Origin of the sequence: Ectothiorhodospira marina, from assembly GCF_900109495.1 — a bacterium.
GTDB lineage: Bacteria > Pseudomonadota > Gammaproteobacteria > Ectothiorhodospirales > Ectothiorhodospiraceae > Ectothiorhodospira > Ectothiorhodospira marina.
In genome coordinates this window covers 38831-54466 of record NZ_FOAA01000013.1, presented here as the reverse complement: position 1 = coordinate 54466, position 15636 = coordinate 38831, and the positions used below count along the sequence as shown (strand labels likewise).

Below are 15636 nucleotides of genomic sequence, written 5' to 3'. Positions count from 1 at the left end.
ACTTCTCTCTCCTGTGGGGAGAGGGGCGTTATTGCCCCTCTCCCGCAGGCGGGAGAGGGATTGGGGTGAGGGCGGTCATGGGCAGGGTGCCCGCGGTTCCCCTCATCCCCGCCCCTTCTCCCCCAAGGGGAGAAAGGAGTTCAGGAGAGAGGGGTTGGGGTGAGTGTGAGAGCGGGCGCCGGGTGCAGCGCCTCCTCCCGGCTATGGTTTGACCAGTGCAGTAGCCGGATATTGCCCTGAAAATCCTCTGTCAGTGCCGTGCAATGCTCCACCCAGTCGCCATCGTTGCAGTACAGCACCCCATCAATGCGCTCGATCCCCGCCTTGTGGATGTGGCCGCAGATATAGCCGTCATAGGCCCGCTCCGACGCCCGTCCGGCTGCTGCCTCCTCGAATCGCCGGATATACTCCCGAGCCTTGCCCACGCGGGTTTTGACGTGTCCGGACAATGACCAGTAGGGATGGCCCATGCGCATGCGCCAGGCGTTATAGGCCTGATTGATGCGCAGCAGCACCTGGTAGGCCCCGTCACCCAACGCCTTGGCCAATCGGTTGTGCTTCACCAGGGTGTCGAACTCGTCCCCATGGCTGACCAGGAAGCGACGACCATCGGCGGTGATATGTTCCGCCTGACGCTGCACGCTCACGCCCTGGAAAACGGTGCCCACAAAGGCCCGCAGGGCCTCATCATGGTTGCCGGGGATATAGATCACCTGCGTGCCTGCCTGAGCCTTGTCCAGGATGCTCTGGATCACGGCACTGTGATCGGCGCTCCAGTAGACGCTGCGTTTCATGCTCCACAGGTCAAAGATGTCCCCGACCAGGTAGAGGGATTCACACTCGGTGGACTCGAGAAAATCCAGCAGATAATCGGCGCGGGATTGACGTGTACCCAGGTGCACGTCGGAGAGGAAGATGCTGCGGCAGTGAATGCTACCCATGACAGGATGTCCCGTTTGAAACCTGCCCTGATTATCCTCGTGTCACATGACCACCGGATCAACGGCAGATGGCATCCGCGTGACGATCCAGGCGAGATGCGCTGACGGGTGATGCGCAGCCACTCCCAGGGGCCTGCTAAACCACCGGTCGGACGGTTGCAGTGGGGACGGCGCGCAGGAAATGGCGTTGATAGCGGGCGGGCAGGTCTTCCCGGTTCAGCAGGATGAAGACATCCGCCACCCGGAAGTCCGGATCCCAGCAGGGTTCACCGCCGATGCGGGCGCCCAGGCGCAGGTAGGCCTTGAGCAGGGGGGGCATGACGGTTTGACCGGGCCAGGTGGCCGTACCGGGCGGAAGCGGCAGTCGAGGCGCAACTCGCAGTGCTTCGGGAACCAGATGCTTTTCCCGCAACCGATCCATGATGGCACGGGCCTGGCGACCCCCGTCGTGCATGGGTATGCTGGCGCAGCCAATGAGATGATCCACGCGATGTCTCGACATGAACTGGGCCAGCCCTGACCAGAGCACGCCGATGGCGGCGCCGTTGCGATAATCGGGGTGGACGCAGGTGCGGCCGACTTCCATGACCCGGCCCTTCAGGTAAGCCACATCGCCCAGTTGAAACTCGTTCTCGGAATAGAAGCCACCAGCCAGACGAGCATGCTGATCCAGCAGGATTCGGGTACTGGCCACAGCCGCCCCCGTTTGGGTATCCCGGACCAGCAGATGGTGGCAGTAGCGGTCGTAGCGATCCTGATCCAGGCCGCAGGTCACCGAGGTTTGACTCAGTTCGGCCCCCATCTCCTCAGCAAACACCTGATAGCGCAGCCGCTGTGAGGCCATGATGTCGGCCTCATCCCGAGCCAGCTCGGCCCGAAGCTGATGCCGGGGTACGTTCCACTGACTGTCGTTGAGGATCGCCGTCTGCATATCGTCTGTTTTCCCAAGAGATCATGCGTGAGAGCGGAGCCGTGCCCCGCCCAGTGAGCCTGGTATCCCGGGTTGATCCCCAGGACAGGTTTCCATCCTGAATGAGGCATCTTTCAGGATGGTGAAGCTGCTGTGATCGTTCTGTTGCAAGCCCATAAAAAAGGCCCGGGGGTGAGACCGGGCCAGGATCGCCATACTTGCACTTGCAGAGGAGTGGGGCATCCCTGCCCCGATCACAGGGGGTGATCAGAAGTCGTAACGCATGCCCAGGGAGAAGGCGGTGGCGGTTTCGCCAGCCTCACCCGGGGGGGTTGCGGAGCGAGCCTGACCCCAGGGCGTGAGGGCGGCAGCGTCGTCGTTACTCACGGCTGCCAAGTTACCGTAGAAACGCAACGCCTTGTCCATGCGGTATTCCAGGCCAAGCGTGTACATATCGGCATCGCTATCGTCGCAGTCGGAGTCCAGCGTGAAGTAATGCGCCTTCAGGTACATGCTGGGGGAGAGCTGATATTGTCCACCCACGCCAAACACCTCGCCTTCGGGGCCATCCAGCCAAGGCCCGTTCTTTACCTCTTGAACCCTGCCCTCGGTGCTTTGGAAGAAGCCTGCGAGGGTGAACGCTGGTGTGACCTCGTAAGCTCCGGCGAGTCTCCAGCCATCTGGGTTCGGGCTGTCCTGGTAGTTTTGCCGTTCATAGGCAACGATCACGTTCATGGGGCCTTCCTCGAAACCCAGGGAAGTACTGAATGCACTATTTTCACTTTCTTCCTTGGTTTCTTCACTGGTGTTCTCGGGGGAATAGGAAATATCCCACACCATGCCGCCGAGCGCCGGACTTTGATAGTGCAGGGTGTTCCGGAAGCGATCATCGAAATTCCCGTTCGCCTTGGTCAGGTTGCGCATGTCACCGACCTGATCACCAAAGAAGTTGGCCGGGCCGCGTGCCTTCTTGAAGGGCGTGTCGAAGCGACCGATCCGGACCATACCCCAATCGCCCTTCAGGCCGGCGAATGTGTCACGGGTGGCAAAGTCTTCGCTGTTATCCTTGGTGTCGAAAAAAATCTCCTGCTCGATCTGGAAGATGGCAGTCAGGTTAGGGTTCACCTCATGCTGACCCTTGAACCCCAGGCGGCTGGAGTTACTGGAAATGTTCAGCTCGCTGTAATCAGCGCCATCGTCCAGCAGGTCAGTGGAAAGATGCGCCCGCCCGTACAGAGTCATATCGGCAACGGCCAGGGCCGGCATGGAGACACCTACGGCCACCATGGCCGCAATCAATTTCTTGTGATGCATGTGAATGACTCCCCAAGTCAATGAATGAAAAGGCCGTCCCAAGCCTGTCGGATCGAGGAGCAATATGGCGGTGCAGCGTTAAACCGCTGTGAAGGAATCATGAAGTTGTGATGAAATCACCACAGGTGTTGTATGGATACAACGCTGTTGGGCCTGTCGGATCCATCTCTTTGTCATTCAAGGCCGTTAGGATGGCGTCATCATTTCTCGACTCAGGAGTTTGCCGACTCATGCGAGTCATCATTGGCTATTCCATGCGCTCGGGCAGCACCCTGCTCGCCCACATCCTCTCCGGCCACTCACAGGCCCGGGCCTACAGCGATATCAGTTCCAATTGGGCCCTGGCTCGCATCGCCCTGGGGCTCCAGCCACCTGGCACGGTCTGCATCAAGCCCGTGGATCTCCTGTATCTGCAAAGAAGGCTGCGACTCTGGGAGCGCTATGACCGATGCATCTGGCTGGCGCGGGACCCTCGGGATGCCTATCTGTCCACCGTGGAGTCGGGCTATGCGTATCTGCTCTGGAGACGGGGGCGAATGGAGCAGGGGATCGATGTCGGTCTGCTGGCGCGTTGGCGGCGAATCTACGACAGCTATCTGGCCGATCCCGATCCCTGGTATCGGGTTCACTACGAGGACCTGGTGGCGGAGCCCGATGCCACGCTGGCGGGGCTATTGACCTATCTGGATCTGCCCCACGAGAAACTGTATCCCTTTCAGACCTTCGACATTCGCCACGGTGGCGACTACAAGATTGCCCGTTCCAACACCGTGCGCGACGACTCGCGCCACCGCTATCGGCGGGAACTGACGGCAGCGCAGATGGAGGTCTTCGACCGATATCTGGGCCCGCATATGAGGGCCTTGGGGTATCCACTGAGCGACGATATACCGCATTTCGTCGGAAAGTGTGAGGCGCTCCACAATCCCGCCCCCATTCAAGAGAACGTCAAATACGCTCAACCCATTCGTCATGAAGCACCCATAGGGTCGACCTGCGGCATGGATGAGTGATCGTCCCCTGTTTCTTGGGCGGGACGGCGTTCACCGCGCCGTATCCCCGGGCGGTGCCTTGGTCCGTCCGGATTCCAATGATCGGAACGACGATTGTCCAAGAGGTGATCCGTGATGGGTGTGCAGATGCGTTTTCGAACTTCAACCGTGGTGGCGGTTTCCACCGTCGCCCTCATGTGGGCCATGGCGCCGGCTCAGGCGGCGATGCCCAAGAACGTGATTGTGTTGATACCGGATGGCCAGTCCCAGTCGGTGGTGACGCTTGGGCGGATCTATCGGGGCGAGCCCCTGGCATTGGATGAGATTGCCACGGGCATGGTGAACACCAGCATGGCCAACTCGGTGATCACGGGTTCGGCAGCGGCAGGTACCGCGTTTGCCACGGGTTACAAGACCTCCGAACCCCACATCGGCATGGCACCGCGCAGCTACGATATCCTGAGCAACTATGAGTTGCCCGAGGGGGTGGACTGGGGCTGGTTTGAATACCGCCCCCTGGCCACGTTGCTGGAAGGTGCCCAATTGGCGGACAAGGCCACAGGAGTCGTGGCCACGGCGCGGGTCACCCACGCAACGCCGGCAACCTATACCGCGCATGTGGATGCCCGCGGCAAGGAAAACGAGATCATGAGACACATGGTCTACCAGGACCTGGATGTGGTCTTCGGCGGTGGCAGCCGGCATTTGTTGCCCAAAAGCATGGGTGGCGCGCGGGATGATGACGAGAACCTCCAGCAGGTGTTGCAGGATCGTGGTTACCAGGTCATCGATCATGCCGATGACCTTTATGGCATCCATTCCGGCCGCGTCTGGGGTCTGTTTGCCGCCAGTAGCATGATGCCGGAACTGGATCGCCAGTATTTGCGGGAGAACGGCCACGGTTACGATGACAGTCTGTATGAACAGGCTCTGGCGGAGCCTTCGTTGTCGGAGATGACGGCCAAGGCGCTGGATATCCTGTCTCAGGATCGGGATGGCTTCTTCCTGATGGTGGAGGGGAGTCAGGTTGACTGGGCGGGTCACTCCAATGACGTCGCTTACCATCTCCAGGATTTCCTGGAGTTTGACGACGCGGTTCGCCTGGCCCTGGATTTTGCCAAGCGCGACGGTCAGACCATGGTGGTGGTCATGCCGGATCACAACACGGGTGCCCTGGCGCTGGGTAACTGGGCCAGTAGCGGTAACTACACCCGCACATCGATCGAAAAGGTGATTGAACCGCTCCAGGGGATGCAGGTCACCGCTAACTTCATCAGCGCCCAATTGCCACAGGATCCGTCCGATCAGGATATCCGTGACACGGTGGCGAAGTACTGGGATATCCAGTTATCGGATGATGACCTGACGACCATCCGCGAAGAGGAGTCCATCCGCGGGCTGCAGCGGGCCATCATCAAGGTGGTCAATGACAACCACACCATCTTCGGCTGGACCACCCATGGGCATTCTGCTGAGGATGTGCCCCTGTGGAGCTATGGCCCCGGTGCCCCGACCGGTTATGTGGACAATGCCGAGATCGCTCAGATCATGGCCAGGGCCATGCGTCTGGATCTTTCCCTGACCCATCCCGACGGACTCAATCAGCGCCTGTTCGTGGATGTTCAGGAGCATTTCCCCGAAGCCGTGGTGGATGCGTCCGGTGCGACGCTGGGTGAGTGGCGTTTGCTGAACGGCACCGACGTGCTGCAGCGTGGCGACGAGTCCTGTCAGCTGGAAGGGTTGGTGGTGCATTCTCCGCTGGCGGCGGGTGGTGAGGGCCGCACCTTTGTGCCTGCCCAGGCCATCGAGATCATGCAGCGTCCGATGATGTGGAATCGCCACTGCGATTCCGGCCGACCCTCCAACCTGGGTCAGGACATTCGCGATCGTGTGCATGAGCGGCTGGAACGGGCCTTCAGCGAGCGGGGAATTCGGTAGATAAAGCCGAGACAACGTCCAGGGAAGAGAAGGGCGGCCTGATTCAGGCCGCCCTTTTTGCTTATTGAGCCAGGTATTCTTCCATGGTTTCGTTATCCAGGGCCTTGAGCGTCGTGCGCTGAGGGCCTGCGGCGATGCGTGTGACATGCTTTTCACTCATCTCCTGGCCCGGCTTGAGGATCCAGAGGCGGCCTTCCACCATCTTCACCTCAAAGCCCGGCTTGGTGGCCACGTACTCCAGGGCGGTTTCCCGGTCCAGTGCCTTGACACTCATGCCTTCGGGGCCTGCGGCAATCAGCGTGGCGTGCTTTTCGCTTTTTTCCTGGCCGGGTCTGAGCACCCACAGACGGCCATCTTCCACCTCGGTGTGGAAGCCGGGCTTGTCATACGAGGCGTTCTGCGCTGAAGCCTGCTGGCCATCCGCGTCAACCCCTTCATGGGAAGGGCCCGTCTGGCAGCCGGTTGCAACGATCGAGGCGACCAGGCCGGCGAGCAGTAAGGAGCTTGTGCGTGTCATATGTTGATTTCTCCAGGTCATGGAATGGGTCGGATGATTGTTTGGCGCTTGATCCTGGGATCCTAAGGCAGCTGTGTGACGTTTTGTTGAACATGCCACGGATTCCGCTTCGTGGTCATGTCGCTGTCATGGAGGCGTCATGGAGTTTTGTTATCTCTTGCAGATAGCCATCCCCTACGATCCCGGCTCTCCCGGGACGGATTCTCACGGTCATCCGCCATGCCCGATCCCGTATCCCACATCCCGCTCACATCGACACCTGTCGGTGATGGAGCGGCTTCCCCCTCTACGCCAGGCGCGGGCGATGCCCCGCGAACAGACAGCCTGGAAGGACTGAGAGACGCCCTGTTCGGCCTGCGTGCCGAGGTGCTGCTTGGGGGGCAGCGACGTCTACAGCGATTCTCCCAGGACTATCCTGGTGATATCCCCCTTTCGGCGCGGAATCTGGCCCATTACCTGGCCTTACGGTCGCTGGATCTGCGCCCCATACAGCGGGGCCTGGCCCGTCAGGGGCTGTCCTCCCTGGGGCGAACCGAGGCGCATGTGCTGGCCAGTATCAACCAGGTGACCCGGCGGCTGGCACAACTGACCGGCCATGAGATCGGGGCCTTGAATGAAGAACCTGCCATCGACTACGACACCGGAGAGACCACCCTCCAGGACAATGCCGATCAACTCTTCGGCGCCCCCTCCGGGGCACGTCAGGTGCGCATCATGGTCACTCTGCCCAGCGCGGCGGCGGTGAATCCCCAACTGGTGGAGGAACTCATGGAGGAGGGCATGGACTGTGCGCGTATCAACTGTGCCCATGATGGCCCCCAGGCATGGGCGGCCATGCTCAAGCACCTGCGCGCCGCCGAGGCAGCGCTGGGGCGTCCTTGCACGGTGTTGATGGACCTGGCCGGCCACAAGTTGCGCACCGGCCCGCTGGACTTCAAGCCGGCCATCACCCATATCAAACCCCTTCGAAACCTGTTGGGTCGGGTCACCGAGCCAGCGCACGTTCATTTGCTGCCCGAGGGTTCGGCCCAGGATCCGGTGCAGACACGCGGGCAATATGCCTTTTCCCTGCCGAAGGCGACGCTGGAGGGACTGCAATCCGTGGATGAGTTGCGCTTTCGCGATACGCGAGGCAAGGCCCGGGTGCTCAGGCTGAGGGAGCCCCTGCCAGGAGGCGGCTGGCTGGCCACCCTGGACCAGGGGGCCTATGTCAGTGATGAGACTGAGTTGGTGCTCGAACGCCCGGATGCCAACGGTCGGCGAGCCCGACTGGAATCTCTGCGCTTGGGATGGTTGACTCGGGAATCCGTCAATATCCGTCTTTACAAGGGATGTCGGCTCCACCTGACCCGTGCCTCCCTGCCGGGGCGACCGGCGCAGGTGAGTGACGCGGGGCAGGTCATACGCTGCGCTCACATCGCCTGCTCCACGCCGGAAGCCCTGGATCTGCTGGAGGTGGGGCAGCCGGTGTGGATTGATGATGGCAAGATCGGTGGGCAGGTGGAGTCGGTGGATGAAGGCGGCGTGCACGTTCGCATCACCCACTGTCGCCCTCAGGGCAGTCGCCTGCGGGCGGATAAGGGGCTCAACTTCCCCGGTGCCCGGTTGAATCTGCCGCCGCTAAGCGCGCAGGATCTCCAGGATCTGGACTTCGTGGCGGCCCATGCGGACCTGGTGGGCTATTCCTTCGTGGAATCCCGTCAGGATATGGTCGCCCTCATGGACGCACTGGCCTGCCGGGGGGGCGCCGGCCTTGGGGTCGTGGCCAAGATCGAAACGCGTCGCGCCCTGGAAAACCTCTCCGAGATCATCCTGGCCACCCTGGGTCGCCATCGCCTGGGGGTGATGATCGCCCGCGGGGATCTGGCCGTGGAGATCGGCGGCGAGCGGCTGGCGGAGATCCAGGAGGAGATCCTGTGGCTGTGCGAGGCCGCTCATGTGCCGGTGATCTGGGCCACTCAGGTATTGGAAACCCTGGCGAAGACCGGGACCATCTCCCGCCCGGAACTCACCGATGCCGCCATGGCCGGTCGTGCCGAATGCGTCATGCTCAACAAGGGGCCTTATATTCTGGAGGCGGTACGCACCCTCAACGACATCCTGGTGCGCATGCAGGCTCACCAACACAAAAAGAGCTCGCAGTTGCGAGCCCTTCGGTTGTGTGCGGACTGAACGGCAGGTATTAAAGGATCAGGCTGGCGAACGCCACCCCGGCGCCGATGGCTGCACCCGCCAGTACATCGCTGGGATAGTGCAGGCCCAGCACCAGTCGGGACAGGGCGATCATCACCGTGAAGGGCACCACCAGCCAGGCCCAGGCCGGCAGATAGGCCACCAGGATGATGGTGAAGGCCACCGCATGCATGGTGTGGCCGGAGGGAAAACTGAAGCGGTCCAGGGCCGGTACGTTCTGCAGGATGTCCTGGTTCTGGGTGTAGGGGCGGTCGCGAACGGTGGTGCGTTTCAGGAGTTTGTAGATAGGCAGGCACAGCAGGCCCACCAGTGCCATGTGCAGGCTCACCTGCAGGGCCCACAGGCCATGCAGGACGGGGAGGGCCAGCATCAATACATACCAGAAGACCCCATTGCCCAATCGGCTGACCACGGCAAAGAGCCGGTGGGACAGCCATTGGTGGTTGGCCCGGTTGAAGGCCAGGCACAGGGGGAGTTCAGCTTCGGTCATTCGCTGCATCATGCGCATGGGGAACACCTCACTTGGCTTGGGCGTACTCTAGGAAAAGGGCTTCCAGCCGGTCGTGCTCACAACGCCAGTCCACCGTTTCGGCCTCGGCCCGTGCCTGGATGCCGAGGTGTTTCCAGGTGTGGGGTTCGGCCACCAGTTCGGCGGCCAATGCCTTGAAATGCTCGGCGTCATCGAAACGAGCCAGCATGCCGCTCTCGCCGTGGCGCAGGTGCTGACGTCCCGCGGCATAGTCATATGAGACCACCGCCAGACCCGAGGCCATGGCCTCCAGGACCACATTGCCAAAGGTGTCTGAAGTGGAGGGAAACAGGAAGATGTCACCACTGGCGTAATAGCCTGCCAGGTCCTCGCCGATGTGCACGCCTGCCAGGATCAGGTCCGGGTGGTGTTCGCGCAGTTCGGCGGCGGCGGGGCCATCCCCCACCAGGATGAATCGGGCCTTGGGCTGGCGGGCCTGCATGGCACGGAAGGCCTCCACGGCCAGGTCCAGATTCTTTTCTGCCGCCAGGCGGCCCACGTAGATCACCGCAGGCTCGTTTTCCTCAAGCCCCCATTGGGCGCGCAGATCGGTTCGGCGGCGGGCTGGGTTGAACAATCGGGTGTCCACACCCCGGGCCAGTACCCGGCAGGTCCCAAAGCCCTGAGCCTGAAGTTCATCCCGTAGACTATCCGTAGGCACCAGGGTGCAGTGGGTACGATGATGAAAGCGACGCAGGAACCTGCTGATGACTGGTGCCATGAATCCCAGGCCGTAATACTGACTATAGCGATGGAAGTTGGTGTGAAAGCCGCTGATCACCGGGATGCCCATGGACCGGGCCGCGGACAGTACGGAACCGCCCAGCAACCCTTCGGTGGCCACATAGACCACGTCCGGGGGGTTGTCTTTCCAGGCCTTGCGGATGGCGCCACGGGCTGGCAGGCCAAAATGCAGGCCGGGATAGCCCGGGATCGGCAGGCCATGGGTGAGTTGCTCATGCAGGCCTTCCCGGGGTGTCAGCGTTCCCTGATCCGCCTTGCCCTGCCGGGGGCGGATCAGGTGAACTTCATGACCCCGCTCCAGCATGCTTTTCACCATCTGGTGCAGGGTGTGGGCAACACCATTGATCTCGGGAGGAAAGGTCTCCGTGATCATGGCGATGCGCAGGCGTTGTTGGGGCACTGCGGCCAGGTTGGGGGTGGTGTTCAGTTCCGAGGCCGGGGTTGGCGCGACCGGATCCGGTTCCCGGGTGTTCTGGGCAGTCTGCATGGGGCTTCCACTATGGACAGGTTGCCCCGATGCTAGGCGGGTTGGTTTTCAGCCGGGTGAAGAAGGCGTGACGTTTAGGTGAATCTCCGGGGATGAGGGGCGGGTGGCCCCGTGGCCCATTACTTCACACCCGGCTGCAGAAGTCCTCGCTGTGGATCTGGGTCAGCGACATGAGCCAGCCAATGCCTTCATCGATGGATCGGGTGTGGATCTGGATGGCCGTCTTCCTCCGGGAGCAGGATGGCCTGGTTGTCGGCACGCAGGGTCTGATAGGTCGTGTTCAAGGTGGCACGGATCTCCGGTTCCTGTTCGATGGCGAAGGCCAGGAAGGTACGGGCCAGGGTGGACAGTTCCCGGCCCTTGGGATGCACCAGATACCAGGCCCGATCCACCGGGAAGCCCTCCACGTCCAGCATGGCCAGTCGGCCGCCGCCCCAGTCCAGGTTCAGGGAGTGCAGCGACAGGGCCGAGATTCCCAGGCCAGCGACAATGGCGTGCTTGATGGCTTCGTTGCTCCCCAACTCCATGCGCACCCGTGGGCGCAGCCCCTTCTCCTGAAACCGCCGCACCAGGGAATCGCGGATACCCGACCCCGTCTCCCGAAGCAGGAAGTTCTCTTCGGCCAGTCGCTCCAGGGGGATGCGTCTTTCCTGCGTCAGGGGATGGTCATTCCGGGCGACGATCACCAGTGGATTAGGTGCCAGGTAGGTGGCCTCCACGTCCATGCCGGCGCTCTTGGGCTCGCCAAAGATGTACAGATCATCCTCGTGGGCGGCCATGCGCTCGATGATGCGGTCGCGATTGGTGATCTTGAGGGATACCTCGATGCCCGGGAATTTTTCGCAGAAGGCCCCCAGGATCTCCGGGGCAAAGTATTTGGCAGTGGTGATCACCGCCAGCCGCAGTCGGCCACTTTTGAGGCCCTTCAGGTCGGCCAGCTTGGTCTCCAGGTCACTCAGGGTACGCAGGATGGTCCGCACGGCGGCATGGACCTCGCGACCGGCATCGGTGGGCACCACCTGACGGCCCGCGGTGAGAAACAGGGGCATGCCCACGGTGTCGGAGAGTTTCTTGATCTGCATGGACACCGTGGGCTGGGTGAGGAACATCTCCTCCGCCGCCCGGGTGAAACTGCCCAGACGCACGATGGCCTCCAGCAACTGCATCTGACGCAGCGTGGCATGACGAATGAAGCGGTTGGCGGTGCCGGATGGACCGCTGGGGTGTTCCCGGGCCTCATCGCCGGGGTGGGGCGTGGTCTTGCTGGATGTTTCATGAGGGGGCATCGGCATTCCTCGGACCATGACGCGAATCCATGACGTGACCCAACCCGATCGGGCCTGTGGGTGAACCCGTCAGTCGGGCCATACGCGTGGGCGAGTGGGGAGGGCCGGGAGGTCGGGTGTGGACGCCTTCTGCTTGCGACGGGTTGCCGAGCGCGAGCTTTGGTTCCGGGGGCTGGTGCGGCGCTTGGGTGTGGCCGATTGACTGGGCGCGGCGGTCCCGGAGGTGGGTTTGTCGGGAGGGGAGGCCGGGCTGCCCGACGCCGGATCGGATTCCTTCGCGGCCGATGTGTGTGCGCCCGAGTCAGGGTCGGGGGATGTCTCGGTGTGACTTGATTCGCTCATGCATCCTCCTGAGTCGGCGCCAGGGTATCCAGGGCGCGAGCAAAATCCCGCTGCGCCTGGCTCAGGGCTTGTGCCCCTTCTTCGGCGTGCAGGGTGATGTTGACATAGGTCCGTCCGAAACTGATATCCGGATGAATGCCGCTGTGCTCGGACAACTCCGCCGCCTGTTCCAGAAAGTGGCGAGTGCCCTCGTAATCTTCAAAGGCGAGCCGGCGCTCCAGTCGCGGTGGCTTTTGCCGCTCGATCCATTCCGGGCTCATGGTCATTTTCCCCCGTCAGAAGTAGATGCGGTCACTGTCATGGCCGCGCTGGGGAACGCCCAGGGAGGCCAGCCAGTGTTCGATATCATGGGCATGCGCCATTTCCTCCTGGTGCAGCCGTTGAAAAAAGGCGCCGTTGTCGCCGTCGCCCACCCGTTGGCAGAAGGTGAAGGCATCCTGGTAGATGGCAATGATCTCGCCCTCCAGGATCGCATCCTGGCGCAGCAGGTCCACCAGGGTTCGCCCCACGCCCGCAGGTCGCAACTGCGAGGCATTGGGGGCTGCCCCCAGGGACAGCATCCGCTGGGTGATCCGCTCCGCGTGACGCATTTCCTCGACGGTTTCCTCCCGCAGGCGCGCCGCGGCCTCCGGCAGTCCCCAGGCCTCGACCAGCGAGGCCTGGGTCATGTACTGCTGCACCGCCGAGAGCTCCAGGCTGAGCGCTCGCCCAAGGTAACCCAGAATACGAGGATGGACTCGTGTGTGTCTCATGCATGATGACCCCTGCCGCCCGCGTCGGGCGGCTCAGGTTTCAGGCAAAGGGGTTTCAGGCGCCAGGCTCGGCCTTGCTCAGAATCGGCTCCACCTCTCGGTGCGGACGGGCAATGATGTGTGCCGCCACCAGACCGTCACCCACCCGTTCGCAGGCATCGGCGCCAGCGCGCACCGCGGCATTCACCGCCCCGGTCTCGCCGCGCACCAGCACGGTCACGTAACCGCCGCCGACGAATTCCCGGCCAATCAGCCGCACTTCAGCGGCCTTGGTCATGGCGTCTGCCGCCTCGATGGCGGGCACGAGTCCGCGGGTTTCGATCATCCCCAGTGCAATACCGTAGTTTTCAGTGGCCATCTGTCTTCTCCGAGTGACTCAGTGGTTGTTAATGATTCAATTGGGCCGTTAACCGGCCCGGTATTCCCCGCGGTTGCGGACGGCCTCGAAGGTGCCCGCGGGGGCTAAAAATCGTTTCAAGGCCCATTTTTTCATGTGTCCGGTTCCCAGTGATCAATGATCCCGCCCACCGTCAGGTCGGTGAGGATGCGGGCATCGCCCATGGCGTAGCGGGCGGCGGAGCCGCTGACCACGAACACCCAGTTACCCGGGCGCGCGCCCACCGGGTCGGTGGCCACCACGCGCTTGCCCCTGGCATCCCGCAGCACCCTCAGATTCACGTGATGGAGTCCGGGGATGCGTTGTGTGCAGACCACGGATCCTTCCACCTGTTGAATCTCCATGGATGGCCTCCTAGGTCTCGGCGCCGGAGGCTTCTTCCGGCGGCGGCCAGTGATCGATGATCCCGACAATGGTCAGATCGCTGGGGAATTCCTTGCTGCCCGCGGCTTCACGGGCGGCGGAACTGCCCACGCAGATCACCCAGTCACCGGGCACGCAGCCCACCGAATCCACCGCTACCTGCAGGGCGCTGCCGTCACGGACCACCTGCAGGTGCTTGTGTTCGAAGCCGGGAATCCGGTTGGTGGCCACCAGGGGCCTTACCACCTGGCAGATCTTCATCAGTGTTCTCCTGCCGGTGGCGGCATCACGGAGGTGGAGATCACCTCCAGTCCGGCGCCGGCATCGCAGTCCCGCACCACCAGCATGCGGTGCAATAATCCCTGCTCGACACGGGTGCGGAAACGATCCGCCAGGGCCCGGTCCAGGCGATGTACTCGTTCCACCGCCCGCGCCCGTGCACCTGGCACGCGGCCGTGGTAGTCAAAGCGCACCACCACCGGGATGGGCAGGCCGTGGCGGACGTTCAGGCCATCAAAGATGTGACAACCCACGTCCAGGTCCGGCGCGCCTTCCTCCACCGTGTGCAGGTAGGCAAAATAGGTCAGGTTGCGCAATTGGATTTCCTCGAAACCGATGCCTACCGCCATGAAGCGTTCGGCATGGCCTGCATCCTGGTAGCCGCCCCCTTGCAGGGTGCGCACGTATTCGATCTGCGACAGGTTGTTCTCCACCAGTCGCGCCACCAGACGCACCATGCCCTCGTCGGCGGTGTCCGGCGCGGCGGCACAGACTGCCTCCAGGATGCCCTGCCGGGCGGCCTCAGGTGTGAGGTTGTGTGTCTGGTCATACAGCGCTTGCGCATCCACCGACTGGTTCAGGTCCATCTCGCCCCGTTCATCCGGCAGGTGTACACGGATGGCGTCGGTGTCCGTATCCAGTCCGATCAGCAGCAGGGCCACGGACGCGCCACAACAGAAACTGTTCTCGATGGCCTGGCGAAAATGGTGCAGGCGCTCCAGTCCGGCCCGGGCCGCCTGGGCATCGTCGGAGCCATGGGCGGCACAGCCCTGGTGCTGGGGATCCAGGCTGCTGAAGTGGTACATCACCACCTTGAGATAGCGGGTGGCGGTATCGGCGGTATTGGGCCGGCCTTCACGGAAGCGCTGGTGCTCCACCTCCACCCATTTCTCCACCGTGTCCTCCACATCGAACAGGGTGCCGGCGTAGGACTTGCGGCGCACCGCGCTGATGGGCAGACGCAGCACGTAACTGATGGCATGGGCCAGGCGGCCATCGGCGCAGGGCGTGATGTCCATCAGGTGAAAGCCGCAGGACTGCAGGAACGTATCAAAGGTCGTCGTCTCCCGGCCGCGCAGGGGGTCGCGGGCAAAGAAGTCATCGGCCATGCGCCGGTAGGTCTCGAACACCGACCAGGCGTACAGGCGTCGCAGATCCAGGCCGGCGATCCAGGCATCGTCCAGGATACCGTTGGGCAACTCGAAACCCAGTTCCCGCTGCGCCAGTTGCTGGGCCCGCTGGGTGAAATCCGGTTCGCAGTGCAGGGCAGAGATCTGTTTGAGTGTGGGGACGATCTGGTCGAAGGCAGCTCGCACGCCCTGATCATAGGTCCGCAGTTGCTCGTTGGTTGAGCGGTTTGTCAGCGGATGCGGTTGGGTCACTGTGCCCGGCACGTGACGTCGTGCCCGATGCGGCGGACGACGCTCCCGGCTCGGCGCCAGGGGAGCGGTGTCCTGCACGGACGGGCGGCTGACTGTGTCCTCGGTACGAGGGGCCGCGGGCGCAGGCTCCCATCCCCCAAGCTTGCGGGGGGACGCCTGGCGCGCATCCCCGACCGTGGCCGCCGGGCTCGGCGCGGCGCCGGCCCCCGAGGCCCAGATCAGGTTGTTGCGATGTGCGTGGCGTCGAATCATGTCGTGGGTCCGATCTCT

Annotated in this window: 16 protein-coding genes; 3 read left to right on the top strand and 13 right to left on the bottom strand. The window is 62.7% G+C overall.

The window, feature by feature from the left end; all coding sequences use genetic code 11:
• Positions 1–140: 140 nt before the first annotated feature.
• From BMY52_RS11335 to BMY52_RS11325, 3 genes are all read right to left on the bottom strand, one after another.
• The gene (locus BMY52_RS11335; protein ID WP_090254485.1) at positions 141–941 is read right to left on the bottom strand and encodes a UDP-2,3-diacylglucosamine diphosphatase; all 801 of its coding nucleotides are present in this window, start codon (positions 939–941) and stop codon (positions 141–143) included.
• Positions 942–1077: 136 nt separating this feature from the next.
• Complete coding sequence (locus BMY52_RS11330) at positions 1078–1872, bottom strand: GNAT family N-acetyltransferase (protein ID WP_090254483.1); 795 nt, start codon at positions 1870–1872, stop codon at positions 1078–1080.
• Between the two features lie 246 nt (positions 1873–2118).
• Positions 2119–3165: a porin gene (locus tag BMY52_RS11325; protein WP_090254482.1), complete on the bottom strand. Its 1047-nt coding sequence runs from the start codon at positions 3163–3165 to the stop codon at positions 2119–2121.
• Between the two features lie 230 nt (positions 3166–3395).
• Between BMY52_RS11325 and BMY52_RS11320 the strand changes: the two genes are divergently transcribed.
• Together BMY52_RS11320 and BMY52_RS11315 are read left to right on the top strand one after the other, a co-directional pair.
• A complete protein-coding gene (locus BMY52_RS11320) occupies positions 3396–4178 on the top strand; it encodes a sulfotransferase family protein (RefSeq protein ID WP_177169940.1) in 783 nt (260 codons plus the stop codon).
• A gap of 114 nt (positions 4179–4292) precedes the next feature.
• Positions 4293–6095 carry an alkaline phosphatase gene (locus BMY52_RS11315; protein WP_090254478.1) on the top strand — a complete coding sequence of 601 codons (1803 nt, stop codon included), beginning with the start codon at positions 4293–4295 and terminating at the stop codon, positions 6093–6095.
• Between the two features lie 61 nt (positions 6096–6156).
• Here the strand turns inward: BMY52_RS11315 and BMY52_RS15425 are convergent, their stop codons facing one another.
• Positions 6157–6612: a hypothetical protein gene (locus BMY52_RS15425; protein WP_177169939.1), complete on the bottom strand. Its 456-nt coding sequence runs from the start codon at positions 6610–6612 to the stop codon at positions 6157–6159.
• Between the two features lie 219 nt (positions 6613–6831).
• Between BMY52_RS15425 and BMY52_RS11305 the strand changes: the two genes are divergently transcribed.
• A complete protein-coding gene (locus BMY52_RS11305; protein WP_090254476.1) occupies positions 6832–8784 on the top strand; it encodes a pyruvate kinase in 1953 nt (650 codons plus the stop codon).
• A 10-nt stretch (positions 8785–8794) separates the two neighbouring features.
• Here the strand turns inward: BMY52_RS11305 and BMY52_RS11300 are convergent, their stop codons facing one another.
• The 9 genes from BMY52_RS11300 to BMY52_RS11260 form a co-directional block, all read right to left on the bottom strand.
• A complete protein-coding gene (locus BMY52_RS11300) occupies positions 8795–9313 on the bottom strand; it encodes a phosphatase PAP2 family protein (RefSeq protein WP_090254578.1) in 519 nt (172 codons plus the stop codon).
• A gap of 10 nt (positions 9314–9323) precedes the next feature.
• Complete coding sequence (locus tag BMY52_RS11295; protein ID WP_090254474.1) at positions 9324–10565, bottom strand: glycosyltransferase family 4 protein; 1242 nt, start codon at positions 10563–10565, stop codon at positions 9324–9326.
• Between the two features lie 188 nt (positions 10566–10753).
• A complete protein-coding gene (locus tag BMY52_RS11290) occupies positions 10754–11731 on the bottom strand; it encodes a LysR family transcriptional regulator (protein WP_342707705.1) in 978 nt (325 codons plus the stop codon).
• A gap of 458 nt (positions 11732–12189) precedes the next feature.
• Positions 12190–12453, bottom strand: coding sequence for a 4a-hydroxytetrahydrobiopterin dehydratase (locus BMY52_RS11285; RefSeq protein ID WP_090254576.1), 264 nt, complete (start codon positions 12451–12453; stop codon positions 12190–12192).
• 15 nt (positions 12454–12468) lie between these two features.
• Positions 12469–12945: a ferritin-like domain-containing protein gene (locus BMY52_RS11280; RefSeq protein ID WP_090254470.1), complete on the bottom strand. Its 477-nt coding sequence runs from the start codon at positions 12943–12945 to the stop codon at positions 12469–12471.
• Positions 12946–13000: 55 nt separating this feature from the next.
• Entirely contained in the window at positions 13001–13303 is a 303-nt protein-coding gene (gene csoS1, locus BMY52_RS11275; RefSeq protein WP_090254468.1) for an alpha-carboxysome major shell protein CsoS1, read from the bottom strand.
• Between the two features lie 131 nt (positions 13304–13434).
• On the bottom strand, positions 13435–13686 hold the full coding sequence (locus BMY52_RS11270) for a carboxysome peptide B (protein ID WP_090254466.1): 252 nt from the start codon (positions 13684–13686) through the stop codon (positions 13435–13437).
• 10 nt (positions 13687–13696) lie between these two features.
• On the bottom strand, positions 13697–13966 hold the full coding sequence (gene csoS4, locus BMY52_RS11265; protein ID WP_090254463.1) for an alpha-carboxysome shell vertex protein CsoS4: 270 nt from the start codon (positions 13964–13966) through the stop codon (positions 13697–13699).
• On the bottom strand, positions 13966–15618 hold the full coding sequence (locus tag BMY52_RS11260) for a carboxysome shell carbonic anhydrase (protein ID WP_090254461.1): 1653 nt from the start codon (positions 15616–15618) through the stop codon (positions 13966–13968). The genes csoS4 and BMY52_RS11260 overlap by 1 nt, the downstream gene beginning before the upstream one ends.
• Positions 15619–15636 lie beyond the last annotated feature (18 nt).